Source organism: Amycolatopsis sp. CA-230715 (genome assembly GCF_018736145.1).
Taxonomy (GTDB): domain Bacteria; phylum Actinomycetota; class Actinomycetes; order Mycobacteriales; family Pseudonocardiaceae; genus Amycolatopsis.
Window position 1 is genome coordinate 494592 of the sequence record NZ_CP059997.1, and the last position, 24873, is coordinate 519464.

Consider the following 24873-nt stretch of genomic DNA (forward strand, 5'->3'; position numbering starts at 1 on the left):
CCCCACCGATCCCGGGGTGGCGGACTGCTAGCGTGGATGAGGTCCACAAGGAGGCGAGCATGCTCGGTTGGCTGTGCGTGACACTCGGTGTCGCGTTCAGCTCCGCGCTGATCCCGGTGGTCAGCGTCGAAGTCTTCGTGCTCGGGCTCGCCACGGCCCAGCCGACGCTGCACTGGCTGGCGCTCGGCCTAGTGGTCGCGGTGGGCCAGCTCGCCGGGAAGCTGCTCTTCTACCTGGCGGCGCGGGGTTCGATCAAGCTGCCCCGGAAGCTGCACGACAAGCTCCACGCGAGGCTGCACCGCGAGCGCCCGCCGTCACCGCGCCGCGAACGCTGGCACGCCAGGACGAAGTGGCTGCGCGCCAAGCTCGACGCGCTGCGCGAACGGTGCCACCGCCACCCGCACTGGATGACCGGCACCTACGGCGTCAGCTCGATCGTCGGCCTGCCGCCGTTCATGGCGACCACGGTGCTCGCCGGTCTGGTCAGGATGCCGCTGTCCACCTTCCTCGTCGCCGGGCTGGCCGGCCGGATGATCCGGTTCAGCGCGCTGGCCGCGGCGCCCGCCGCCTTCGCCGGCTGGCTGCACTTCTGAGAACTCCTTGCCGGGCAAGGAGTTCCGCGTGATGTCGACGGCGGCGGTCACCTGCTGGGAACCGGCGCGAGGGGTTCGCACCGCGGCGCGAGGTCGTAGGCCGCGGCGAGCGCGGGCTCGCCCCTGACCACGCCGGGTAGATCCGGCCCGGCGGGCTTGACCGTGACGAGTACCGCGTGGATCTGCGTGGCCTTGGCCTCCAGCTGGTCGTTCGGCAGCGAGTCGAGATCGCCGAAGCGGCCCGGTCCCGGCGGGGGCAGCTTCGCCGTCGCGGCCCGCGCCGCGGCCAGGATGCTCGCCCGGTGGTCGTCGGCCGCCTTGAGTCCGAGGGGCGCCAGCGGATCCAGCTGGTCCACCACCTGGCTGACCAGTACGCCCGCCGTGGAAAGGTAGCCGCTCAGCTGCGATCGGGCGAGGTCGGCGAACCGCGGATCGCCGGTCGCCGCGCTGTCCGGGGGATCCTTCCGCAGTGCGGCCAGCGTCTTGGTGCCCGCGCACATGCCGTCGGACCAGCCGACCATGGCCCGGGTCGGCTCGGACGCCGAGGGCTGGTCCGGCCGCCGCACCGGGGCGCAGGGGGGCGCGAGGTTGTAGGAGGCGATCAGCCCCGGTGTCGCTCCGGCCAGCGCGGCCAGCCTGGGCACCTGCGGTTCGATCGCGTCGATCTCGGCGGAAGCCTGCTTCGCCTTCGCGACTTTCTGCTCGTCCGAGCCGCTCGCGAGCGCCGGGTCGCCGAGCGCCGGCAGCCGCGTCACGGTCCCGTCGAGGGTCTTCACCAGCTCGTCGGTGAACGCGTCGGCCGCGGCGACTCCCGACTTCGCGACGGCCTTGAGGTTCTTCGACGCGGCTCCGACATCCCTGGCGATCTGGTCGAGGTAGCCGATCGCCGCGTAGCCCGCCATCATCGGATTGCCCTGGCGCATCAGCGCTTCGGCCGAGTTGCCCTTCTCGCGGAAGCCGTCGACCGAGGCGGTGGCCGCGCACAGTGCGCCGGACCACCCGACCAGAGCCCGCGTCGCCGGGGCGGCGGCTGGCGGAGCGGCGGGTGGCGGCTCCGGCGCCGAACATCCCACCAGTGCCAAGCCCAGCCCGAGCAGCGAAGCCGTCCGCCACCGCGATCCACCCTGCATCGGCCCTCCCCTTCGATCCGTGCCGAGCACGGTAGGGCGAGCACGCCGGGAGCAGTCCCCGATGACCGGCGGAAGTCGCCGTGAGTCCACAAGCGACAGCCAAGCCGATTTTCGGCGTTTCGGGTACGAAGGCCGCGATCACGCCCTACACTGTGACATCCAAAGTCAAAATGTCACTCGATCGGGGAAACCGTGCCGCCGAGAGCCCTCATCACCGCCGCCGCCTGCCTCGTCCTGCTGTGCGCGGCCTGCAAGCCCGATTCCGACGCCGGGTCCACCGGCTCGACCGGTGCCGCCCCCGGCGACACGTCCTCGACGGAGAGCACCGAGGGCAAGTCCCGGTACACCGCGTTCGACCAGGTCCCCGGGCCGGTGCTCACCTGGGCGCCGATGACCGAACAGGGCCGCGGCGAACGGCTCGACGTGAAGGCGATGACCGCCGCGGTGCAGCCGGAGTTCCAGGTTGATACCCCCGGCCCCGGGAAAAAGTTCCTGGTGGTCTACGTCGCGGTGACTCCGGCGGACGGACCGGGCTTCCCCAAGCTGAACCTGCAGGAGTTGAACATCCGCTACCCCAACGCGAGCGCGAGCACCTGCTCGATCGAGGCACTGGCGCCGCAACTGGTGACGGGCTACTGCTACCGGCCGAGCAAACCGGCGCGGTACGAGCTGGTCCCGCTGGACAGCGACTGGGAGCACAAGGACCCGTGGATCCCGAACACGCTGAACACGCCGGTCGAAATGGGCAAGGGCTACGCGAGCGTCGGCACCTTCCCCATCCCCGATACCGTGACCGGCCCCTTCGAGCTGTGCGGCACCGGCGCCAAGGTCACCCAGGAAGGCCCGGAGCCGCCTGGCCCGTGCGTGCCGCTGAACCTCACGGCACAGGGCTGACAAACCCCGGCCCTAAGCGGTTTTCGCGAGTTCTACGGCGCGGCGCATGGTGTCGCGGGCGCGCTTGCGGTCGCCCGCGATGTCGTAGGCGTAGGCGAGGCGGTACCAGTACCGCCAGTCGTCGGGGTGCGCTTCGAGTTCGGCCTTGCGCTCGTCGAACCAGGCGTCGGCGGCCTTGCGGTCCACCCGGCCCGACGGCATGCGCGGCAGGTCCTCGACGTCGGGCAGCCCGCCCTCGGCCTCGAGGCTGCGCGCGAGCCGCTGGATCCTGGTACCGGAGCGCCACGTGGCGACGATCATCCAGGCGCCGAGCACCGGCAGCACCATGACGCCGACGCCCAGCAGGATCCCCGAGGTCTCGCCGCTGCGGAACAACGCGATCGCCCGGTCCGCGAGCATCACGATGTAGAGCACCAGCGCGGCGGTCAGCACCAGCGCGAGGTTGCGGGCCCTCATAGCTCGAGCACGTTCTCCAGGCCGATCGTCAGCCCGGGGCGCTTCGGCACGGTGCGGACGCCGAGCAGCACGCCCGGCATGAACGACGCGCGGTCCGTCGAGTCGTGGCGGATCGTCAGCGTCTCGCCGTCGGCACCGAACAGGATCTCCTCGTGCGCGACGAGACCGGGCAGGCGCACGGAATGCACCGCCACGCCGTCGATCGCGGCGCCGCGCGCACCGTCCAATTCGGACGTCGTCGCGTCGGGACCCGGTTTGAGCCCCGCCGCCGACCTGGCCTCGCCGATCAGCTTCGCGGTGTGCGCCGCCGTACCAGAGGGTGCGTCGGCTTTACGATTGTGGTGCAGCTCGATGATCTCGGCCGATTCGTAGAACCGGGCGGCCTGCTGGGCGAACCGCATCGCGAGCACCGCGCCGAGCGCGAAGTTGGGTGCGATCAATACACCCAGTTCGGGTTTCGCCTCGAGCCAGCCGCGTAGCGTCGCGAGGCGTTCCTGGGTGAACCCGGTGGTGCCGACGACCGCGTGGATGCCGCGGTCCACGGCGAACCGCAGGTTGTCCATCACCACGTCGGGATGGGTGAAGTCGATGACCACCTCGGCGCCGGCGTCGGCGATCTCGAACACCGAATCCCCGGCGTCGACCATCGCGACGACCTCGAGATCGGGGCTGGCTTCCACGGCCTTGACGGCCTGTGCGCCCATCCGGCCCCTGGCACCGAGCACACCGACCCGGCGGGGCTTGTCCTCGCCGCGCTGAAGGTCTTCGGTCACGCGATCACCTCGTGCAGATCGTCGGGAAGGTCGTCGTCGTGAGCGTACGGGCCGACCACGGCCGCGGCGGACACGGCCACCCCGGTTTCCCCGCGGGGCCTGCGCAGCAGCGCTTTCGCGAGCGCGGCGACCTCGTCCGCGGTCACCGCGTCGATCCTGGCCACCGTTTCGTCGACGCCGTGGTAGTCGCCGTAGTTGAGCTCCTGCTTGCCGATACGGGACATCCGGGACGCGCTGTCCTCCAGTCCCAGCACCAAACCGCCGCGCAGCTGCCCCTTCGCGCGCGCGACCTCGGCGTCCGAGAGGCCCTCGCGGGCGACGTCGGCGAGCACGTCGGTCAGGACGCCGGTGACCTCGCCGAGCCGGTCCGGCTGGCAGCCCGCGTACACCGACAGGTGACCGACGTCGGCGTAGCTCGCGACCGACGAGTACACCTGGTACGCCAGCCCGCGGCGTTCGCGGACCTCCTGGAACAGCCGGGAACTCATCCCGCCGCCGAGCGCCGCGTTCAGCACGCTCAGGGTGTAGCGCCGGGGATCGTGCCGCGACAGCGCGCGCATCCCGAGCATGACGTGCGCCTGCTCGGTGTCGTCGGTGTGCAGCACCAGCTTGCCGCCGCCGTTCAGCCTCGCCCTGCCCGCGCGCGGCGGCACCGGGGTGTCCACACCGGACAGCCGAGCGCCGAGTGCCTTGCGCACCAGGCGAAGCACCTGGGTGTGCTCGACGTTCCCGGCGACCGCGAGCACCATCCTCGGCTGCGTGTAGCGGGTGCGGTAGAAGCGCCGCAGCGCCGTGGCGGCCATGCCCTCGATCGAGGCTTCGGTGCCCAGCACCGGGCGCCCGAGCGGATGCGTGCCCATCACCGCGCCGACGAAGTTCTCGTGCAGCAGGTCTTCCGGGTCGTCGTCGCGCATCGCGATCTCTTCGAGCACGACCCTGCGCTCGGTGTCCACATCGGACGGTTCGCACAGCGCGTCGAACACGACGTCGGTCACCAGGTCGACCGCGAGCGGGAGATCGGCGTCGAGCACCTGCGCGTAGTAGCAGGTGTGCTCCTTGGCGGTGAACGCGTTGAACTCGCCGCCGACCGCGTCGATCTCCTCGGCGATCTGCGTCGCGCTGCGCTTGCCGGTGCCCTTGAACAGAAGGTGTTCGAGGTAGTGCGCCGCCCCGGCGACCGCGGGCTGCTCGTCGCGCGAGCCGACGCCGACCCACAGCCCCACGGTGGCCGATCTCGACGCGGGCACGTGCTCGGTGACCACGCGGAGCCCGCCGGCCAGCACCGTCCGCTTCACCACCGCACCGTCCGAAGTGGACTCTAACGTGCGGGTGCTGCCCGCGGGCTGCTCGTGCCCGGAAACCTGACGCGCCATGGGGTCCTAACTCACGTACCGACCGAGAAGGCCTCCCGCGCGGCGAAAACACGCGCGCGGGAGGCCTTCGCGGAACTGCTGTCCTGTTCGGACTTACTTGGCTTCGGCCTTCTCGGCGTCGTCGGTCTTCGGCGCGTCACCCTCGGCGGGCTTCGCGTCCTCGTCGGCCACGACGATCAGGCTGATCTTGCCGCGGTTGTCGATGTCGGCGATCTCCACGCGCAGCTTGTCGCCGACGTTCACCACGTCCTCGACCTTGCCGATGCGCTTGCCGTTGCCCAGCTTGGAGATGTGCACCAGGCCGTCCTTGCCCGGCAGCAGCGAGACGAACGCGCCGAACGCGGCCGTCTTCACCACGGTGCCGAGGAACCGCTCGCCGACCTTCGGCAGCTGCGGGTTGGCGATCGCGTTGATCTTGTCGATCGCCGCGTCCGCCGACGGGCCGTCCGCCGCGCCGACGTAGATCGTGCCGTCGTCCTCGATCGAGATGTCGGCGCCGGTCTCCTCGGTGATCGAGTTGATCATCTTGCCCTTCGGCCCGATGACCTCGCCGATCTTGTCGACCGGGATCTTCACGCTCGTCACGCGCGGCGCGAACGGGCTCATCTCGTCGGGGCCGTCGATCGCCTCGGCGATCACCTCGAGGATGGTGTGCCTGGCGTCCTTCGCCTGGTTCAGCGCGGCGGCGAGCACCTCGGACGGGATGCCGTCGAGCTTGGTGTCCAGCTGCAGCGCGGTGATCAGGTCCTTGGTGCCCGCGACCTTGAAGTCCATGTCGCCCAAGGCGTCCTCGGCACCGAGGATGTCGGTGAGCGCCACGTAGCGGGTCTCGCCGTCGACCTCGTCGGAGACCAGGCCCATCGCGATGCCCGCGACCGGTGCCTTCAGCGGCACGCCCGCGTTGTACAGGCCCATGGTGGACGCGCAGACCGAGCCCATCGAGGTGGACCCGTTCGACCCGAGCGCCTCGGACACCTGGCGGATCGCGTACGGGAACTCGTCCCGCTTCGGCAGCACCGGCACCAGCGCGCGCTCGGCGAGCATGCCGTGGCCGATCTCGCGCCGCTTCGGCGAACCGACGCGGCCGGTCTCGCCGGTGGAGAACGGCGGGAAGTTGTAGTGGTGCAGGTACCGCTTCGTCGTCTCCGGGGACAGCGAGTCGATCTGCTGCTCCATGCGCAGCATGTTCAGCGTGGTGACGCCCAGGATCTGGGTCTCGCCGCGCTCGAACAGCGCCGAGCCGTGCGCGCGCGGGATGACCGCGACCTCGGCCGAGAGCTGGCGGATGTCGGTCAGGCCGCGGCCGTCCATCCGGATCTTCTCGGTGAGCACGCGCTGGCGCATGATCTTCTTCGTCAGGGCCTTGAACGCCCCGCCGATCTCCTTGTCACGGCCTTCGAAGGCTTCGCCTTCGCCGAGGCCGACCTTCTCCAGCACGGCGGCCTTGACCTGGTCGGTCGCGGTGTCGCGGTCCTGCTTGCCGGGGATCTGCAACGCCTTGGCCAGGTCGTCGCTGGCGATCGCCGCGACGGCCTCGTAGACGTCCTGCTCGTAGGCCGGGTACAGCGGGAACTCGCCGGTTGGCTTCGCGGCCTCGGCGGCGAGGCGCTGCTGCGCCTCGCACAGCACCTTGATGAACGGCTTGGCGGCTTCGAGGCCCTCGGCGACGGACACCTCGTTGGGCGCCTTCGAGCCCGCGGCGATCAGGTCGAGCGTGTGCTCGGTGCCCTCGGCCTCGACCATCATGATCGCGACGTCATCGCCCACGATGCGCCCCGCGACGACCATGTTGAACGTCGCCTTCTCCAGCTGCGACCAGGTCGGGAACGCGACCCACTGGTCCTCGATCAGCGCGACGCGCACGCCGCCGACCGGGCCGGAGAACGGCAGGCCCGCGATCTGCGTCGACGCCGAGGCGGCGTTGATCGCGAGCACGTCGTACGGGTCCTCGGGGTTGAGGCTCTGCACGGTGATGACGACCTGGATCTCGTTGCGGAGACCGTCGGCGAACGACGGGCGCAGCGGGCGGTCGATCAGGCGGCAGGTGAGGATCGCGTCGGTGGACGGGCGGCCCTCGCGGCGGAAGAACGCGCCAGGGATGCGGCCCGCGGCGTACATGCGCTCTTCGACGTCCACGGTCAGCGGGAAGAAGTCGAAGTGCTCCTTCGGGTGCTTCGACGCCGTGGTCGCCGACAGCAGCATGGTCTCTTCGTCCAGATATGCGACGACGGCGCCGGCGGCCTGCTTGGCCAGCCTGCCGGTTTCGAAGCGGACGGTGCGGGTGCCGAACCGGCCGTTGTCGAGCACGGCTTCGGTTTCGTGCACGGTGACTCCGGTGGAGTCGGTCATAGGGTGTTTCTCCTCTTTTTCTCTGCGGTCGCGCCGGGGTGCCAGCCCTTGGCTACCCCACGCCCGAGAGTGAGGCCGGTCTTCGATCGAAGCCCCCGGGACCTCTCCCGGGAACCACTACCGAGGACCGGCGAACGTGTTCTCGTGACGCGACGCGCGACCGGTGTTTTCGGTCTTCTTTGTACCGAGGGGGAGCGACCGTACCGGTCACTCCCCCTCGAAACGTGCTATCGGCGCAGGCCCAGGCGCTGGATCAGCGACCGGTAGCGCTCGATGTCCACCTTGGCCACATAGTTCAGCAGCCTGCGGCGGCGGCCGACCAGCAGCAGCAGGCCGCGACGCGAGTGGTGGTCGTGCTTGTGCGTCTTGAGGTGCTCGGTGAGGCCCGTGATCCGCTTGGTCAGCAGGGCGACCTGCGCCTCGGGCGATCCGGTGTCCGAGTCGTGCACGCCGTACTCGGTGAGGATCGACTTCTTCTCGTCGGTGGACAGCGCCACGCTTACTCTCCTGTGTTCTGGTGATCGCGGCCGTGTGGCCGCGCCACCCGTCGGTGCCGTGCGGCCCGGACGGTGTCGCCCGCCGGGTGAGCCGGTCACGGCCGCCACGGACTGCAGCCGGACCCGGTTCGCAAGGTTACCAGCCGACTACCGGACCACCGCGCCCGGCGGTCAGCGGGAACCGCTCGACCTCGGTGTACACGGGCCCGCCCTGGCCGGGGTCACTGCGCAGGAGCACCACCTCGGTCACGGTCCACGACGCGCTTTCGTAACGCTGGAACCGCCGTGTCCATTCCGGGTCGACCCTGGTCTCCGCCCTGGCCACGGTCAGGTGCGGCACGTAGTCGCGCTCCGAACCGCCCGCCAGGGCCGCGAGCAGGTCGAGATCGCCTTCGCCGAGGTCCTCGACGCCGAGCCACAGCACTCTGCCGAAGGTGCCGGACCCGGCGAGCCGGACCGTCGGCCTGCGGCACTGCGCGAACACCGTGCGCAGCGTCTCCGCCCTGCCGTCCGGATCGCGCAGCGCGCCGTAGTAGGACAGCGTGACGTGCCACTGGTCCGGCGGGGACCACCGCAGGCCCTGCTGGAGCGAGCCGTACTCGGGGTACACCGCCAGCTCCGCCCGCAGCGGCACGGTGACGTCGAACGGCGGCAGGATCGCCGTGAAGTACGTGCTCAGGGCTTACCTGCCTCGCCCGGCACGGCGGAGCAGGTCCGCGATCGCGGGGAAGTCGTCGTCGAGCCGCTTGGCCGCTTCGACGAGGTCCTCGTGCTCGGCGACCTCGCGCAGCGCGACGAGGATCGCCCCGTCCTCGGTCGAGCCGGGCGACGGCGTTTCCGCGGCGGCGACCGGGAAGCTGTCCCTGCCCACCGTCGGGCGCGCGTCGCGGACGTCTTCGAGCGCGGCGAGCAGTGCTTCACGGCGCCCCGAAGCGACGTCGGGGGTGAGGCACTTGCGCTCCAGCATGATCATCCTGGCCAGTACGACCGGGTTGCCGATCTTCGCCCGCCGCCCGCTCATCACTTGGCTCAGCATCGGCGCGCTGATGCCGAGCACCTCGGCCAGGAACGCCTGCGACACGTCGAACGCGACCACGAGCCTGCGCACCCTGTCCCCGAGCGGCTCCCCGTACCACTCGCGCTGCAGCTCGATGTTCCGCTGGACGATCTTGTGGTCCTCCACAGCTCCCGCTCCCCTACCAGCTTCTCCCGATCTCGTTCGGAAAGGCATCTTGCCAGGTGACGCGCCCCGGCGTGCGCGGTTCGGGCAGCCGTGCACCCGGATGCACCCGACCGGACGGCGCTCAGCCGAGCAGCTTTCTCGTCCGCACGACGTCGTCGTCCATCTGCTCCACCAGCTCCTCCGACGAGGAGAACTTCACCATGCCCCGCAGCCGCTCGACGAAGTCGACCGCGACGTGCTGGCCGTAGAAGTCCTCGTCGACGTCGAGCACGAACGCCTCGACCCGCCGCTCACGGCCGGAGAACGTCGGGTTCGTGCCCACCGAGACGGCGGCCTTCAACGGCCGGTCCGGCGCGCTGGCGCGGGTGAACCACGCCGCGTAGATCCCGTCCGCGGGCACCGCCGAGTACCGCGGGCTCGACAGGTTCGCGGTCGGGTAGCCGAGGTCGTGGCCGCGCCCGTCGCCGCGCACGACGATCCCTTCGAGCCGGTGCGGCCTGCCGAGCGCCTCGGCGGCCGCGGCGACGTCACCGGCGTCGATGCACGACCGGACGTAGGTCGAGGAGAACGTGATCTCCCCGGGCTCGGCGGGCTGGTCCGGCTGCAGCGTGCCGCCCTGGAGCTCGGCGCCCTGCGCGACGAACCCGAACCGCTTCCCGAGCGTGCGCAGCAGCGCGACGTCTCCCGCGGCCTTCGCGCCGAAGGTGAAGTTCTCCCCCACGATCACCGCGGCCGCGTGCAGCTTGTCCACCAGCATCTCGTGCACGAACTCGTGCGCGGGCAGCCGCGAGAGCTCCGGGGTGAACGGCAGCACCGCGAACACGTCGACGCCGAGGCCTTCCACGAGCTCCGCCTTGCGGCGCAACGTGGTCAGCTGCGCCGGGTGGCTGCCGGGGCGGACCACTTCGGACGGATGCGGGTCGAAGGTGAGCACCACGCTGGGCAGCCCGCGTTCCCGTGCCACCTCGACCGTTCTGCGGATCAGGGCCTGGTGCCCGCGGTGCACCCCGTCGAAGACACCGATGGTGACCACGCACCGACCCCACCCACCGGGGAGATCCGACAACCCTCGCCAACGCTGCACGGTGACACCTTATGCCGGGCTGAGCACGACGACCGAACGGGCCACGCCGCCTTCGTCGACGGCGAGCGCCAGCACGCGGCCGTTCGGATCGAACACCCCGTAGGTGCCGTCGATCCCGGCCGGCGGCACCCTCTGTCCATATTGGACCGCCTTGGCGAGCCCGGTGCCGACGTCGCGGCGCGGGAAAGCCTTCGCGACCGCCTCGTCGAGCGAAAAGGACAGTTCCGGCTTCTCTTCGAGCTGTTCGAGCGTGCGCGCGGCGGCGAGCGCGAACGGGCCGACGGTGGTGCGCCGCAACGCGCCGAGGTGGCCGCCGACGCCGAGCCCGGCGCCGAGATCCCTGGCCAGCGCGCGCACGTAGGTGCCCGACGAGCAGTCCACTACCGCGTCGAGTTCGATCGTGCCCCCTTCGCGGCGAGCGGCGAGGAGGTCGAACCGGTACACCGTGACCGGGCGCGGCGGCAGATCGAGCTCCTCGCCCGCGCGGACGCGGGCATAGGCGCGCTTGCCGTCGACCTTGACCGCGCTGACCGCGCTGGGCACCTGCTGGATGTCCCCGGTCAGCGTCGCGATCCCGGCGGCGACGGCCTCGTCGGTCACCGCGGCGACCGCGTCGGCCGACGCTTCGGCGAGTTGCTCGCCGTCGGCGTCGTCGGTGGTGGTCGAGGAGCCGAGGACGATCGTCGCGAGGTAGGTCTTGCGGTCCAGCGCGAGGTGCCCGAGGAGCTTGGTGGCCCGTTCGATGCCGAGCACGAGCACGCCGGTGGCCATCGGGTCGAGCGTGCCGGCGTGGCCGACCTTGCGGGTGCCCATGATGCGCCGGACGCGCGCGACGACGTCGTGGGAGGTCATCCCCGGCGGCTTGTCGACGACCAGGAGTCCTGGCGGTGGCGGGGGACGACGGGGACCTTTCGGGTGGGACACGGGCGAAACCCTATCCGGCCGTCCTCACGCGGCGGCGGGGACGGCTTCCGGTTCCCTCGCGTCCCAGCGGCGGCGGGTGATGCGCACCGGGATGTCCTCGCCGCGGGCCTCGGCGGCGAACAGCGTCGCGCGCGTCCGCCGCCACCACACCAGCATCCGGACCGTGCCGAGTGCCAGCACCGCGACCACGGCCAGCAGCGCGATCCGGAAGTTGCCGCCGGTCCAGCCCAGCAGCAGGCCGACGCTGAGCGCGGCCACCGTCGTCGCGACGAACCCGCCGACGTTCACCACGCCGGTCGCGGTGCCGACGCGGTGCAGCGGGTTGTAGTCCCTGGCGAGGGCGAACCCGATCATCGACGCGGGCCCGCCGAGCGAGAGGAAGGCGAAGGAGGGCACCAGCACGCCCAGCGGCACGGCGCCGGGCCAGCCGAGCAGGACCGCCCACACCGCCGCCGCGCCGACGAGGTAACCGCCGACGAGCGGCATCCGCAGGGACGGGCGGCCCGCGATGATGCTGCCCACCACCGGCCCGCCGATCATCGAGCCGAACACGAACACGGTGAGCAGCGCGCTCGCCGTCGCCTTCGGCTGCCCCTGGCCCTGCACCAGGTACGGCACGCCCCACAGCATGGTCAGCACGTTCGGCGCGAACATCGTGGTGAAGTGCACCCAGAACCCGAGCCGGGTGCCCGGTATCCGCCACGCGCCCGCGACCTGGCGGCCGAGCGCCTTGACGTCCACCGGTTCGCGCGCCACGGGCCGCGCTTCCCCTGGCGCGTCACGGATCCCGCGGATCGCGAACACCGCGTACAGCACGGTGATCACGCCGACGGTCAGGAAGGTCGGCGTCCAGCCTGGCCCGGCGAGCAGGAGCGTCAGCGGGACCGTCGCGGCGAGGTTGCCGACGTAGCCGAGCGCGGTGGTGAAGGAGGTGACGACCGCGTACTGGCGGCCGGGGAAGTGCGCCGCGATGAGCCGCAGCACGCTGACGAAGGTGAGCGCGTCGCCGAAGCCGAGCACCGCCCTCGCCGCGAGGCCGAGCCCGTAGGAGGTGGCGAGCGCGAGCAGGATCTGGCCGAGCCCGAGGAACAGCAGCGCCGCGGTGAGCACGCGTCGCGAGCCGTAGCGGTCGACGAGTACCCCGGCCGGGATCTGCATCGCCGCGTAGACGCCGACCTGCAGCACGGTGAACGTGCCGAGCGCGGCGACGCCGACGCCGAACCGGTCGGCCGCCTGCAGCCCCGCCACCCCGAAGGAGGTGCGGTGGAAGACGGCGAGCAGGTAGATGGCGGCGGCGGTCAGCCAGATCAGCCACGACTTCGCGGAAGCCCTGGCGGGCGGGGGCGACACGGAGATCCTCCAGGCGGGACGAGGGCGGGAACGGTGCACCCCGCGTCGGCCGGGCGCTGGTCGAGCCCCGGCGCGGACGCGGTCACGAGAGCGTCTTCGTTGCCGCCTCACCAGTTGTATCGCCTAAGCAACGCCGAAACATAGCCGTGACCCGCGTGCGATTGCCCACACGTCACGCGCGCGCGGGCGGCGCCCCCACCACCGCCCAGCGGCCGGACCGCCAGCGCCACACCACCGCGGCCAGCCGCAGCAGCATGAACAGCGACAGCCCGGTCCAGATCCCGGCGAGCCCCCAGCCGAGCGCGAGCGAAACCCAGATCAGCGGCAGGAACCCGATCCCGGCGCTGACCAGCGTTGCGGTGCGCAGGAACGCCGCGTCACCGGCGCCGAGCAGCACCCCGTCGAGCGCGAACACCACCCCGGCGATGGGTTGCAGCGCAACGAAGAACCACCACGCGTGCGGGATTTCGCCGAGCACGCCGGGATCGGTGGTGAACGCGCGCGGCAGCACCTGCCACACGGCCGCGAACAGCGCGCACAACGCGCAGCCGAAGATCGCGCCGTACCGGGTGATCTGGGTGGCGACGCCCTTCGCCTGCCCGGCCGACCCGGCGCCGAGCGCCGCGCCGATCAGCGACTGGGCCGCGATCGCGACCGAGTCGAGCACGAGCGACAGGAACGTCCACAGCTGCAGGACCACCTGGTGCGCGCCGACCGCCTCGGTCGAGGTGCGCGCGGCGACCGCGGCCGCGGAGACGAAGCACGCCTGGAACGCGAGGCTGCGCAGCACCAGGTCGCGCCCGAGGCCGAGCTGGGCCCGCATCACCTTCGGCCGCGGCCGCAGCGGGACCTTCTCCCGCACCAGCGCCAGTGCGAACAGCGACGCGGAAACCAGCTGCGCCACCACGTTCGCGACCGCCGAGCCCTCCAGGCCCATCCCGGCGGGGTACACCAGCAGCGGGCACAGCACGGCCGAGATCCCGTTGCCCAGCAGCACGTAGCGCAACGGGCGCACGGTGTCCTGCACGCCGCGCATCCAGCCGTTGCCCGCCATCGTGACCAGGATCAGCGGCGCGCCGAACAACGCGATCCGCAGCCAGGACACCGAGGCCGCCGCGGCGTCGGGGTCGCCGGAGAGCGCGCGCACGATCGGGCCCGCCAGCAGCTGGCCCGCGACGAGCAGCACCACGCCGATCGCCAGCCCGAGCCAGGTGGCCTGCACGCCCTCGCTGACCGCGTCACCGCGCCTGCCCGCGCCGTGCAGCCGCGCGGTGCGGGACGTGGTGCCGTAGGACAGGAACGTCAGCTGGGTGGAGATCTGGGAGAGCACCACGCCGCCGAGCGCGAGCCCGGCGAGCGGCACCGCGCCGAGATGCCCCACCACCGCCGTGTCGACGAGCACGTACAGCGGTTCCGCCGCGAGCACGCCGAGCGCCGGGATCGCCAGCCCGAAAACCCGTTTCGCCGGTACCCGCTCGTCCACCACCGCGCTTGCCACGGAACCGACCTTAACGAGCGGGTCCGACAGTTCCCGACCTACAACAGCGGTGCCGTGGCCAACGCCTCACGGATGCGGGCGAGCGCCTCGTCCGCGGTCCCCTGCAAGGTGCACCCCGCGGCGAGCCGGTGCCCGCCGCCGCCCAGCGCCTTCGCCGCCATCGAGACGTCGATCCGGCCAGCCGAACGCAACGACACCGACCAGCCCGCGGGCCCCGCGGGCTTGAGGACCGCGGCCACCCCGGCGTCGCGGACGCACCGCACGACGTCGATCACGCCCTCGATCTCCTCCAGCCGCACCGACGCGGCGGCCTCGATCGAGACGACCGCGTGCACGAATCCGAACCCTTGCGCGCCTTCGGGTTCGAGGCGTGCGGTGGACAGCACCGAGGACAGCATCGGCAGCCAGGCGAACGGGTGATCGTCGACGATGTCGCGCGCGATCGCGGCCGGGTCCGCGCCCGCCTCGATCAGCCGCGCCGCCGTGTGGTGCGTCGACGGTTTCGCCAGCCGGAAGCCCGCGGTGTCGGTGACCAGCCCGGCGTACAAGCACGTGGCGACCGGCGCGTCGACCTCCTCGCCGAGCGCGTCGATGAGCTTCAGCACCAGCACGACGGTCGCTTCCGCGGCGTCGTCGACGACGTGCCGGGTGCCGTAGCCGAGGTTCGAAGCGTGGTGGTCGACGACGAGCACCTCCCCGCCCGCGTCCTTGGTCGTGTCCACCCTGGCCGCGAGCACGCCCAGCCGCGCGGGACTCGGCGTGTCGAGCGCGATGAGCAGCGGTTCGGACTCGGGCAGCCGGTCCAGCGGGGTGAAGAGCCCGTCGACGTCGAGCGGGCGCAGGCTCTCGGGCATTTCGGCCGGTGTCCCGAAGGACACGCGCACCTTCGCCCCGCGCCGGTGCAGCACCCGGCCGAGCGCGAGCGCGCTGCCGAGCGCGTCGGCGTCCGGGCGCACGTGCGCGAGCAGGGTCACGTCGGTGGCGGTCCTCAGCAGTGCGGCGGCCTGCTCGATGTCGTGCTGGAGAGAGGTTCCCATGCGGGCAAGCTACGCTCACCGGCGATGCCCGACTACGCGATCCTCGTCTACCCGTCCGCCAACCGGGTCTACGCCGACTCCTCGCCCGCACTGCTGCGCGCCGAACTGGCCGTGTTCGGCGGCGCGCTGAGCGCCGAGCCGGTCGAGGTCGGCGAACGCGATCTCGGCGGCGTCGGCTACGTGACGTTCTCCACCCCGGCACCACTGTCCGAAAAGGACATCGCGCTGCTGTCGAACCTTTCGGCGCTGTACGCGTTGTTCGAATCCGACGGCGAGTACCTGAAGCCGGTGCGCCTGTCCCCCGCCGCCGAGTTCGACTCGGACCTGCTGACCATCCAGAAGTACGCGGGCAAGACCAACGAGCTGTTCACCAAGCTGCTGCTCAACGTCACCCTGCTCGCCGCGGGCACCGCGCCAGGCGACCGGGTACGCGTGCTGGACCCGTTGTGCGGCAGGGGAACCACGCTCAACCAGGCCATGATGTACGGCTTCGACGGGATCGGGCTCGACGTCGACGGCAAGGATTTCGAGTCCTACGAACACTTCGTGAAGACCTGGCTGCGCACCAAGCGGGTCAAGCACACCGCGGAGACGATGACCGTGCGGCGCGACAAGGTCCGCCTCGGGCGCAGGCTCGACGTCACCTACGGCGCGACGAAGGAGCGGTACAAGGCGGGCGACACCCGCACGATCGCCTACTTCAACTGCGACACGCTCACCGCCGACCAGGTGCTGCGCCCCGGTTCGGCCGATGTCGTGGTCACCGACGCCCCGTACGGCGTGCAGCACGGCAGCCACCGCGGCACCGCGCTGGCCAGGAGCCCGCGCGATCTGCTCGCCGCCGCCGTTCCGGTGTGGACGCGCGTGCTGCGCCCCGGCGGCGCGATGGGCATTTCCTGGAACACCACCGTGCTGCCACGGGAAGAACTCGCCGCGACACTGGCGAAAGCGGGCCTGCGAGTCCACGATGGACCGTTCGCGGAGTTCGAACACCGCGTCGACCAGGCCATCCTGCGAGACCTGATCGTCGCCACGAAACCCTAACGGCGCAAGTGCTTGCCGGTGAACGCCAGGATGTCGGGCATGACCTGCTTCCAGTACTTGTCGGTGTGCCCGCCCGGCGCGAACGCGCTTTCGGCAGGGGCCGCGCCCTGAGCGAGTTTGCGCGCGGCCTTCACGAACGGGTCGCCGTTGCCGCACCAGACCCCGAGCGGCATCGGTTTCAGCTCGTCGAGGTGGAGCAGCGGCTCGTTGGCTTCCCACTCCTCGCGGGTCTTGAACACCTTGCGCGCCTTGGCATCGCCCCAGCTGGTGAACAACGCGGGGCTGCACGCCGTCGCGACGCGCAGGTCGCGGTGATCGCGGGCGTAGCGGAGCGCGCCGAAGGCGCCCATCGAAATGCCGAACACGGCCGACGGCTGCTTGAGGTTCCGGTTGGCCAGCCACGAGGGCAGCTCGGTGGACAGCATCCGCTGCGGGTCGTCGCCCGGTTCGGTTTCCACCCAGTAGTGGTCGCCGTCGATCGCGACGACGGCGAACGGCGGCGTCCCGTCCCGCACCACCTGGGTGAGCGCCTGGGGCAGGCCGAGGGTGAGGAAGTTCCTGGCGTTGGCACCGCGACCGTGCAGGGCGAGGCAGACCGGCAGGTCCGTCGCCGGTACCCCGTCCGGCACCATGAACACCAGGTCCACGGTCTGGTTGCGGGCGGCGGAGACCACCCGCTCGACCGTGACCGCCGCGGTCAGCGCCGCCGGTTTGACCGGAGGGGGCGCCGCGGGCGGGCCGGGCTGCGGCGTCTCGGCCGAACAGCCCGCCGCGGCCAGTGCCACCGACGCCCCCGCGGCCAGGAACCCGCGACGGGACAGCTCGTTGCCCAAGTCAGCCAGCTCCTACCGTCTCCACCCGACACGCGGTCATGGACGTTAGACGCCTGGGCCCGCGCTCTGGTTGCGGGTGCGGTCAGGCTCGCGACTCGGGCCCGGCGAGTTCGTCGGCCTCGTCGCTTTCTTCGTTTTCTTCGCGCGGCACCCGGTACGGGTCGGGCTCGCCCGCGTGCTGGGCGCCGGTGGCGCGGCGAGCGACCTCGGCGTCGGCCTGGCGGGCCTTCTCCAGCAGGTCCTCGATGCGCTGGGCGTCCTCGGGGATGGTGTCCGCGACGAAGGTCAGCGTCGGGGTGAACCGGACACCGGTGCCCTGGCCCACCTTGCTGCGCAGCACCCCGCGGGCGGATTCCAGCGCGGCCGCCGCGCCGGGGAAGTCCGGTGCCGCGTTCAGGCTTTCGCCGAGCACCGTGTAGTACACCGTCGCGTCGTGCAGGTCCGCGGTGACCTTCGCGTCGGTGATCGTGACGTAGTTCAGGCGCGGGTCCTTGACCTCGTGCTCGATCGCGGACGCGACGATCTGCGAAATCCGCTTGGCGAGCTTGCGCGCGCGTGCCGGGTCGGCCACAACGCACCCCTTTCTGGTGAAAAACTCAGTCGTCCGGCCCGAGCAGGCGCCGGTGCGCGGTCAGCAGCTCCAGTTCGGGCCGCCCGGCCACGAACCGTTCGCAGCTGTCCAGCACGTCCCGCACGTGCGCGCCGTCGGCCGCCACCACGGCGACGCCGAGCAGGGCGCGACGGTGCAGGTCGAGATGGCCCGCCTCGGCGACGGACACTTCGAAGCGCTTCCTGAGCTCGGCCACCACGGGCCGGACCACGGAGCGCTTCTGCTTGAGCGAATGGACGTCGCCGAGCAACAGGTCGAGCTCGAGCGCACCTACGTACATGGGCATCAGAGGTGGATCGGAACGGACGGGGGAACGGCGGGGCCGGGGAACTACTCGTCCCCCGGCCCCGCCGTGTCGATCAGACGCGCGGCTTCTCGCGCTGCTCGTAGGTTTCGATCACGTCGCCGACCTTCAGATCGCTGTACGAACCGAGGGTCAGACCGCATTCGAACCCGTCGCGGACCTCGACCACGTCGTCCTTGAACCGCCGCAGCGAACTGATCGGCAGGTTCTCCGCGACGACGGTGCCGTCCCGCATGAGGCGGGCCCGCGCGTTGCGGCGGATCTCGCCCGAGGTGACCAGGCAACCGGCGATGGTGCCGAACTTCGACGACTTGAAGACCTCGCGGATCTCCGCCTTGCCGAGCTCGACCTCCTCGTACTCCGGCTTGAGCATGCCCTTGAGTGCCTGCTCGATCTCTTCGATCGCCTGGTAGATCACCGTGTAGTACCGGACGTCGACGCCCTCGCGGTTGGCCCGCTCGGTCGCCTTGCCCTGTGCCCGCACGTTGAAGCCCAGCACGATCGCGTCGGACGCGGTCGCCAGGTCGATGTCGCTCTCGGTGACCCCGCCGACGCCGCGGTGGACCACGTTGAGCTCGACCTCGTCGCCGACCTCGAGCTGCACCAGCGAGGCTTCGAGCGCCTCGACGGTACCGGAGTTGTCACCCTTGATGATCAGGTTGAGGGTCGAGGTCTCCTTCAGCGCGGAGTCCAGGTCCTCGAGGCTGACGCGCTTGCGCTTCGCCGCGTTCTGGGCGTTGCGGATCCGGGCCTGGCGGCGCTCGGCGATCTGCCGCGCCACCCTGTCCTCGTCCACCACCAGGAACGTGTCGCCCGCGCCCGGCACCGAGGTGAACCCGATGACCTGGACGGGCCGCGACGGCAGCGCCTCGGTGACGTCGACGTTGTGCTCGTCGACCATCCGGCGCACGCGGCCGTAGGCGTCGCCCGCGACCACCGAGTCGCCGACGCGCAGCGTGCCGCGCTGCACCAGCACGGTCGCCACCGGGCCGCGGCCGCGGTCGAGGTGCGCCTCGATCGCGACGCCCTGCGCTTCCATGTCCGGGTTCGCCCGGAGGTCCAGCGCCGCGTCCGCGGTCAGCAGGATCGCCTCGAGCAGACCGTCGATGTTGATGTTCTGCCGCGCGGAGATCTCCACGAACATGGTGTCGCCGCCGTACTCCTCGGCCACCAGGTTGTACTCGGTGAGCTGCTGCCGGATCTTGTCCGGGTTCGCGCCCTCCTTGTCGATCTTGTTGATCGCGACCACGATCGGCGCCTTCGCCGCCTGCGCGTGGTTGATCGCCTCGACCGTCTGCGGCATCACGCCGTCGTCGGCGGCGACCACGATCACCGCGATGTCGGTGGAGTTCGCACCGCGGGCACGCATGGCGGTGAACGCCTCGTGACCGGGGGTGTCGATGAAGGTGATCAGCCTCGGGTTGCCCTCGAGCTCGGTCTCGATCTGGTAGGCGCCGATGTGCTGGGTGATGCCGCCGGCCTCACCCTCGCGCACCTTCGACTTCCGGATCGTGTCGAGCAGGCGGGTCTTACCGTGGTCGACGTGACCCATGATGGTCACGACCGGCGGCCTGACCTGCAGGTCCTCGTCCTCACCCGCGTCCTCGCCGTAGGTGATGTCGAAGGTCTCCAGCAGCTCGCGGTCTTCTTCCTCGGGGCTGACGACCTGAACGTTGTAGTTCATCTCGCCGCCGAGCAGCTCGAGGATGTCGTCCGACACCGACTGCGTCGCGGTGACCATCTCGCCGAGGTGGAAGAGCACCTGCACCAGCGAAGCCGGGTTGGCGTCGATCTTCTCGGCGAAGTCGGTCAGCGAGGCACCGCGCGGCAGCCGGATCGTCTCGCCACTGCCCTTGGGCAGGCGGACGCCGCCGACGCTGGGCGCCTGCATGTTGTCCATGTACTCCTGGCGCTTCTGCCGCTTCGACTTGCGGCCCTTGCGCGAGGGACCACCGGGACGGCCGAAGGCACCCGCGGTGCCGCCACGGCCACCGGGACCACCGCCGCGGGGGCCGCCGCGGAAGCCGCCACCACCGGCGGGCGCGCCGCCACCGGGACGGAAACCGCCACCGCCACCACCGGGGCCACCGCCGCCGGGGCGGAAGCCGCCACCGCCACCACCGGGACCGCCACGGGGCCCACCGGGACCGCCGCGACCGGCACCGCCGCCGCCAGGACCGCCACGGGGCCCACCGGGGCCACCGCGACCGCCGCCACCAGGACCGGGACGGCCCGCGGGACGGCCGGGCATCATGCCCGGGTTGGGCCTCGGCGGCATGTTGCCGGGGCTCGGCCGGTTGCCGCCGGTACCGCCGGGACGCGGGGCAGGGCGGTCACCGCTGGGCCGCTCGCCGCCACCGGGACGCTGCGGCCGGTCGCCGCCGCCCTGCTGGCCGCCACCGGGACGCGGTGCCGACGGACGCGGCGCCGGCGAACCTGCACCGACGCCGAACGGGTTGTTGCCCGGCCGCGGCGGGCGCGGACCCGGCTTCGGGCCGGCGGGCTTGGGGCCCTGCGGCTTCGGCGGGACGACCGCGCCCTGCTGGCCGCCCGCCTGTGCGGCGGGTGCCTGCGGTGCGGGCGCCTGCGGAGCGGGCTTCGACTCCGGGGCGGGCGCCTTAGCCGCGGCGGGCTCCGCCGCGGGGGCGGGCGCGGGCGGCTTCGGGCCCGGCTTGGGGCCGGGGACCGCGGACGGGCCGCTCGGCTTGGCGGGCGCCTGCGGCGCCGGTGCCTGAGCCGGTTCGGTGGACGCCGCGGGCTTGGGCGCGGGCGGCGCCGGGGTCGCGCCGTTGGACGGCGGGCCCGGCATCGGGGCCGGCTTCTTCGCGCCGCGGCCGCCGGGCTTGCCGGTCTTCCCACCGAGCGCGTCGCGCAGCCGCCTGGCCACCGGGGCCTCGACGGTGGACGACGCGGACTTCACGAACTCGCCCTGCTCCTTGAGCTTCGCGAGTACATCTTTGCTGGTAACGCCGAGCTCCTTGGCGAGCTCGTGTACTCGGGCCTTGCCTGGCACAGCACTCCTATTCTGGGGAGGCCGGCGGCAGACCCGCAGACCTCGTCCTACTGTCGCGCGTTCATGGCTTCAGCTTCACGGCTGACTCATGACGGGTCGACCTGCTTCCTTGTTTCCGACTGGGCGGGGGAAGATCCCCCGCCGGGTCCGTGCACGGCGTGCGCGGCGAGCCGCGCGGACACCGCCCGTGCGTCGAGCACCCCAGAAACCCGTAACGCCCTGGGGAACGCTCGTCGCCGTTCGGCCTTGGCCAGGCACTCCGGCCCGGGATGCAGCCAAGCACCCCGCCCCGGCAGCCGCCGACGTTCGTCGACGACGAGGCACCCGTCCACCGCGACCACTCGCAGCAACTCGCCGATCGAAGCCCGCTTCCGGCAGCCGACGCACGTGCGTACCGGGGAATCCCGATGTTTCGTGCGGGCGGTCGCCGTCAACGGGCTTCGAACCACACCTGAGTCTAGCCGGTCGCCCCTCACTCAGCCGAACCGGTTGCGGCGGCGCGCGGAGGGCTGGCCTCGTGTCCTTCGTCACCCTCCGCCCCCGGCGCCGCGTCGGGGTCGCCCGCCGCGTCGCTGCGGATGTCGATCCGCCATCCGGTCAGCCGCGCGGCGAGCCGCGCGTTCTGGCCTTCCTTGCCGATCGCGAGGGAGAGCTGGAAGTCGGGGACGACGACTCGCGCGGTCTTCGCCCGCTCGTCCACGACCCGTACCGACACAACCTTCGCCGGGGACAGCGCATTCCCGACGAAGCGGCCGGGATCCTCGGAGAAGTCGATGATGTCGATCTTCTCGCCGGCCAGCTCGCTCATCACGTTGCGCACGCGCGCGCCGACCGGGCCGATGCAGGCGCCCTTCGCGTTGACCCCGGCCACGGTCGAGCGGACCGCGATCTTCGACCGGTGCCCCGCCTCGCGCGCCACCGCGGCGATCTCCACGGTGCCGTCGGCGATTTCGGGCACCTCGAGCGCGAACAGCTTGCGCACCAGGTTCGGGTGCGAGCGCGAGAGCGTGATCTGCGGGCCGCGGCTGCCGCGGGACACCGTCACCACGTAGGCCTTGATCCGGCTGCCGTGCTCGTAGCTCTCGCCGGCGACCTGCTCGGCCGAAGGCAGCACGCCCTCGATGTCACCGACCTGCACCACGACCATGCCGCGCGCGTTGGCCCGCGCGTCGCGCTGGATGACGCCGGCGACGATCTCGCCCTCCTTGGTGGAGAACTCGCCGTAGGTCTTCTCGTGCTCGGCGTCGCGGAGGCGCTGCAGGATGACCTGGCGCGCGGTGGTCGCGGCGATCCGGCCGAACCCCTCCGGCGTGTCGTCCCACTCTTCGTCGACCGAACCGTCCTCGGCGAGCGTGTGCGCCAGCACCCGGACGTACCCGGTCTTGCGGTCGATGTCGATCCTGGCGTGCGGCTGGTGGCCGTCGGTGTGCTTGTAGGCGGTGAGCAACGCGGTCTCGATGGCTTCGATGACCGTCTCGAAGGGGATGTCCTTGTCCCGTTCGATCGCGCGCAGCGCCGCGATGTCGACGTTCACTTCGACTCCTCCTTCGGCTCGGTCGAGGCGGCGTCGATCATGCCGCAGGCGTCGTCCTCGAGCAGCTTCAGGTCCTCGGTCGGCGGCTGCTTGAACTCGATTTCGATCACCGCGCGGGTGACGTCGCGATAGGACACGTCCCTGATCTCGCCCGACACGAGCAGCCGTGCCGAGTCCTCGCCCGCGTACCCGACCCTGCCGGTGATCTCGGCACCGCCGGTGGTGGTGACGCGCACCAGCCGGTACTTCGCGCGCCGCCAGTGTCTCGGCTTGACCAGCGGGCGGTCGACGCCCGGCGAGGTCACCTCGAGGGTGTAGGCGCCGGCGATCACGTGCTCGTGCTCGTCGAGCACCGCCGACACCGCGCGGCTGACCTCGGCCACTTCGTCGAGCCCGACTCCGTCTTCGGCGTCCACGACCACCTTGACCAGCTTGCGGCGCCCCGCCTGCTGGACGTCGAGCGCGTCGAGGTCGAAACCCGCGTCCGTCACGGCCTCGGCCACGATGGGCTCGAGCCTCCCGGCGAGTTCTCCTGGCACCTTGGCGCTCTCCCGTTTCTTTCGGTTGTGCTGAAGCTTCCGTGCACACGCGCGCCGAGGTCCCGGCCCGCGTGCGTGGTGTGCCAGCTTATCTCGTTCCCGCCGGGCTCCGCCGATGGTCGGGGCGCGCCTGGCAGGATGGGCGCACGTGAGCTCAGTACGGAACCCCCGCACCAGGCGGGAAGTGCTGCGCGCGGGCGCGCTCGCGGCGTTGGCACTGCCCATCGGTCTCGGCGCCGCCGCGTGCGGCAAGGGCTACGCGGACGGCCCCGACCCGCTGGTGCCGCTCGCCGAGCAGGCGAAGGCGGACGCGGCGGCCGCGGACGAGGCGGCGAAGGCCGCGCCGGAGCAGGCGGCGCTGGCCCAGCAGGTCGCCGCCGCCCGCCGCGCGCACGCGACCGCGCTGCAGTCCGAAATAGACAGACAGAACCAGCCGAAGGGCGGGCCGGGCGCGATCGGACAGAACGGCAAGGGCTTGGCCGGGCTGAAGCAGCGGCTCGCGGTGTCCCGCCGCCAGGCCGCCGATCTCGTGCCGGGGCTGCCCGCCTACCGCGCCGGGCTGGTCGCCTCGGTCGCCGCGGGCTGCGCCGCGCTGCAGCGGACCTCCGATCAGCTCGGGCCGGGCGAGGACGCGACGGTCGATCCGGCCGCCGCGCCGCAGCCACCGGCCGAGGCGGGCGACGCGGTGCAGGAGGCGCTCGCGGCCGAGCACGCGGCGATCTGGGTGTACGGGCTCGTCACCGCGTTCCTGCCGGACGGGTACCAGGCCTCGGCCACCGACAGCGCCGCCGAGCACCGCGCCCGCCGTGACGCGTGCGAGCGCATGCTGGCCTCCGCCGGAGTGACCGCGAAACCGGCGCAACCCGCTTACGTGACACCGAAACCGGTCACCGACGGCAAGTCGGCGATGGCGGTGGTGGCGATCGCGGAGACCGACGTGGCGACCGCGTGGCGCGGGGTCATCGAACGGACGGACGACCGGGGCCTGCGCGGGTTCGCGGTACTCGCCCTCACCGGGGCGGCGCGCCGGTGCACGCGCTGGCGGGTCGCCGCGGGCGAGCACCCCAGCGCACCCGCCCTGCCCGGCACTCCGCAGTCCTGACCGAGCCCAGTAGGCCGCGTGTCATAAGTGGCGGAGCCGCTTGAGCGGGCAAGCAGCTCGCACCGCTACGCAGGCCGACGGCTGTCAAAACGCATTCAGCGCAGGTTGTTGTTCAGGTGCAGGGCGCCGGTGGTGATGCGTTGCAGGAGCGCCTTGTCCTGGTGCTTTTCGAAGAACGCGGCCTCGACGATCGTGACCTCGGCCCCTGCCTGGTTCGAGGCGTACTCGCCGCCCGCGATCTTGGGTGCCTTCGGGATCTTCGCGGTGCCGTCCTTGACCAGGTCGGTGACGTTGCCCGCGTCGTCGGTGTCGGTGAGCTGCTTGAGCCCGGCGGCGAGATCGGGCGACGGCATGGACACCAGCGACACCGAGACCAGCGCCTTCGCCTTGCCGGATGTCACCGTGTAGAGGGCGCGGGACAGCCGCTTGCACTGGTGCTCGCCGAACCACTTCTTGACCTCGCCGTAGGAGTTCGCGGCGCAGTCGCTGGCCACCGTGGGCCCTTCGGTGAGCTTGTAGTCGAACGCGGGTTTGTCACCCCCCTGCGCCTGCGACGGCGGTTCGTCACCGTCGTGGCGGATCAGCCACCACACGAAGCCGGACACCACGGCCACCGCGACCAGCCCGGCGCCCTTGAGCAGGTACCCGGTCCGCCGCTGGGGCGGTTCCGGCTGGGGTCCCGCCTGCCCGGCCGGGATCCGCTGCAACGGGGCCGTGTCACCCGGTCTCGGAGTAAATTGCGCACCAACCACG

The 24873-nt window shown here is 71.6% G+C and carries 25 protein-coding genes; 4 read left to right on the forward strand and 21 right to left on the reverse strand.

Features of this window, described 5'->3' with window-relative positions; all coding sequences use genetic code 11:
* Window positions 1-59: 59 nt before the first annotated feature.
* Window positions 60-593: a hypothetical protein gene (locus HUW46_RS02330; RefSeq protein WP_215545686.1), complete on the forward strand. Its 534-nt coding sequence runs from the start codon at window positions 60-62 to the stop codon at window positions 591-593.
* A 47-nt stretch (window positions 594-640) separates the two neighbouring features.
* On the opposite strand, the gene HUW46_RS02335 is transcribed toward HUW46_RS02330, so the two are convergent.
* Window positions 641-1723: a hypothetical protein gene (locus HUW46_RS02335; protein ID WP_215545687.1), complete on the reverse strand. Its 1083-nt coding sequence runs from the start codon at window positions 1721-1723 to the stop codon at window positions 641-643.
* Between the two features lie 192 nt (window positions 1724-1915).
* Between HUW46_RS02335 and HUW46_RS02340 the strand changes: the two genes are divergently transcribed.
* Entirely contained in the window at window positions 1916-2617 is a 702-nt protein-coding gene (locus HUW46_RS02340) for a hypothetical protein (RefSeq protein WP_215545688.1), read from the forward strand.
* Window positions 2618-2629: 12 nt separating this feature from the next.
* On the opposite strand, the gene HUW46_RS02345 is transcribed toward HUW46_RS02340, so the two are convergent.
* The 12 genes from HUW46_RS02345 to HUW46_RS02400 form a co-directional block, all read right to left on the reverse strand.
* Window positions 2630-3073, reverse strand: coding sequence for a tetratricopeptide repeat protein (locus HUW46_RS02345; protein WP_215545689.1), 444 nt, complete (start codon window positions 3071-3073; stop codon window positions 2630-2632).
* Window positions 3070-3846, reverse strand: coding sequence for a 4-hydroxy-tetrahydrodipicolinate reductase (gene dapB, locus HUW46_RS02350; protein WP_215545690.1), 777 nt, complete (start codon window positions 3844-3846; stop codon window positions 3070-3072). Before dapB ends, HUW46_RS02345 begins: the two co-directional genes overlap by 4 nt.
* Entirely contained in the window at window positions 3843-5219 is a 1377-nt protein-coding gene (locus HUW46_RS02355; RefSeq protein WP_215545691.1) for a M16 family metallopeptidase, read from the reverse strand. Before HUW46_RS02355 ends, dapB begins: the two co-directional genes overlap by 4 nt.
* 93 nt (window positions 5220-5312) lie before the next feature.
* The gene (locus HUW46_RS02360; protein ID WP_215545692.1) at window positions 5313-7568 is read right to left on the reverse strand and encodes a polyribonucleotide nucleotidyltransferase; all 2256 of its coding nucleotides are present in this window, start codon (window positions 7566-7568) and stop codon (window positions 5313-5315) included.
* Window positions 7569-7795: 227 nt separating this feature from the next.
* Window positions 7796-8065 carry a 30S ribosomal protein S15 gene (gene rpsO, locus HUW46_RS02365; protein WP_215545693.1) on the reverse strand — a complete coding sequence of 90 codons (270 nt, stop codon included), beginning with the start codon at window positions 8063-8065 and terminating at the stop codon, window positions 7796-7798.
* Between the two features lie 136 nt (window positions 8066-8201).
* Window positions 8202-8744: an RNA 2',3'-cyclic phosphodiesterase gene (gene thpR / locus HUW46_RS02370; protein ID WP_331477327.1), complete on the reverse strand. Its 543-nt coding sequence runs from the start codon at window positions 8742-8744 to the stop codon at window positions 8202-8204.
* Window positions 8745-8747: 3 nt separating this feature from the next.
* Entirely contained in the window at window positions 8748-9248 is a 501-nt protein-coding gene (locus HUW46_RS02375; protein WP_215545695.1) for a helix-turn-helix domain-containing protein, read from the reverse strand.
* A gap of 121 nt (window positions 9249-9369) precedes the next feature.
* The gene (locus HUW46_RS02380) at window positions 9370-10332 is read right to left on the reverse strand and encodes a bifunctional riboflavin kinase/FAD synthetase (protein WP_215545696.1); all 963 of its coding nucleotides are present in this window, start codon (window positions 10330-10332) and stop codon (window positions 9370-9372) included.
* 9 nt (window positions 10333-10341) lie between these two features.
* Window positions 10342-11256, reverse strand: coding sequence for a tRNA pseudouridine(55) synthase TruB (truB, locus tag HUW46_RS02385; protein WP_215545697.1), 915 nt, complete (start codon window positions 11254-11256; stop codon window positions 10342-10344).
* 24 nt (window positions 11257-11280) lie between these two features.
* Window positions 11281-12612, reverse strand: coding sequence for an MFS transporter (locus tag HUW46_RS02390; protein ID WP_442860963.1), 1332 nt, complete (start codon window positions 12610-12612; stop codon window positions 11281-11283).
* A 166-nt stretch (window positions 12613-12778) separates the two neighbouring features.
* Window positions 12779-14104, reverse strand: coding sequence for an MATE family efflux transporter (locus tag HUW46_RS02395; RefSeq protein WP_215545699.1), 1326 nt, complete (start codon window positions 14102-14104; stop codon window positions 12779-12781).
* 38 nt (window positions 14105-14142) lie between these two features.
* Entirely contained in the window at window positions 14143-15141 is a 999-nt protein-coding gene (locus HUW46_RS02400; RefSeq protein ID WP_215545700.1) for a DHH family phosphoesterase, read from the reverse strand.
* A 24-nt stretch (window positions 15142-15165) separates the two neighbouring features.
* Between HUW46_RS02400 and HUW46_RS02405 the strand changes: the two genes are divergently transcribed.
* On the forward strand, window positions 15166-16185 hold the full coding sequence (locus tag HUW46_RS02405; RefSeq protein WP_215545701.1) for a TRM11 family SAM-dependent methyltransferase: 1020 nt from the start codon (window positions 15166-15168) through the stop codon (window positions 16183-16185).
* On the opposite strand, the gene HUW46_RS02410 is transcribed toward HUW46_RS02405, so the two are convergent.
* The 7 genes from HUW46_RS02410 to rimP form a co-directional block, all read right to left on the reverse strand.
* Window positions 16182-17018 carry an alpha/beta hydrolase gene (locus tag HUW46_RS02410; protein ID WP_254125736.1) on the reverse strand — a complete coding sequence of 279 codons (837 nt, stop codon included), beginning with the start codon at window positions 17016-17018 and terminating at the stop codon, window positions 16182-16184. The two genes, HUW46_RS02405 and HUW46_RS02410, sit on opposite strands and share 4 nt — an antisense overlap.
* An 82-nt stretch (window positions 17019-17100) precedes the next feature.
* Entirely contained in the window at window positions 17101-17589 is a 489-nt protein-coding gene (rbfA, locus tag HUW46_RS02415) for a 30S ribosome-binding factor RbfA (protein WP_215545702.1), read from the reverse strand.
* A gap of 25 nt (window positions 17590-17614) precedes the next feature.
* A complete protein-coding gene (locus HUW46_RS02420; RefSeq protein WP_215549626.1) occupies window positions 17615-17908 on the reverse strand; it encodes a DUF503 domain-containing protein in 294 nt (97 codons plus the stop codon).
* 79 nt (window positions 17909-17987) lie between these two features.
* Window positions 17988-20945 (reverse strand): translation initiation factor IF-2, encoded by a 2958-nt coding sequence (gene infB, locus HUW46_RS02425; RefSeq protein WP_215545703.1) that lies wholly within the window; start codon window positions 20943-20945, stop codon window positions 17988-17990.
* Between the two features lie 86 nt (window positions 20946-21031).
* The gene (locus HUW46_RS02430; RefSeq protein ID WP_215545704.1) at window positions 21032-21394 is read right to left on the reverse strand and encodes a YlxR family protein; all 363 of its coding nucleotides are present in this window, start codon (window positions 21392-21394) and stop codon (window positions 21032-21034) included.
* A gap of 23 nt (window positions 21395-21417) precedes the next feature.
* Window positions 21418-22479: a transcription termination factor NusA gene (gene nusA, locus HUW46_RS02435; protein ID WP_215545705.1), complete on the reverse strand. Its 1062-nt coding sequence runs from the start codon at window positions 22477-22479 to the stop codon at window positions 21418-21420.
* On the reverse strand, window positions 22476-23018 hold the full coding sequence (gene rimP, locus HUW46_RS02440; protein ID WP_215545706.1) for a ribosome maturation factor RimP: 543 nt from the start codon (window positions 23016-23018) through the stop codon (window positions 22476-22478). The genes nusA and rimP overlap by 4 nt, the downstream gene beginning before the upstream one ends.
* Window positions 23019-23166: 148 nt before the next feature.
* On the opposite strand from rimP, the gene HUW46_RS02445 reads away from it, so the two are divergent.
* Window positions 23167-24120 (forward strand): ferritin-like domain-containing protein, encoded by a 954-nt coding sequence (locus HUW46_RS02445; RefSeq protein ID WP_254125739.1) that lies wholly within the window; start codon window positions 23167-23169, stop codon window positions 24118-24120.
* 95 nt (window positions 24121-24215) lie between these two features.
* Here HUW46_RS02445 and HUW46_RS02450 read toward each other — a convergent pair whose 3' ends face one another.
* A complete protein-coding gene (locus HUW46_RS02450; protein WP_254125741.1) occupies window positions 24216-24827 on the reverse strand; it encodes a hypothetical protein in 612 nt (203 codons plus the stop codon).
* Between the last annotated feature and the right edge of the window lie 46 nt (window positions 24828-24873).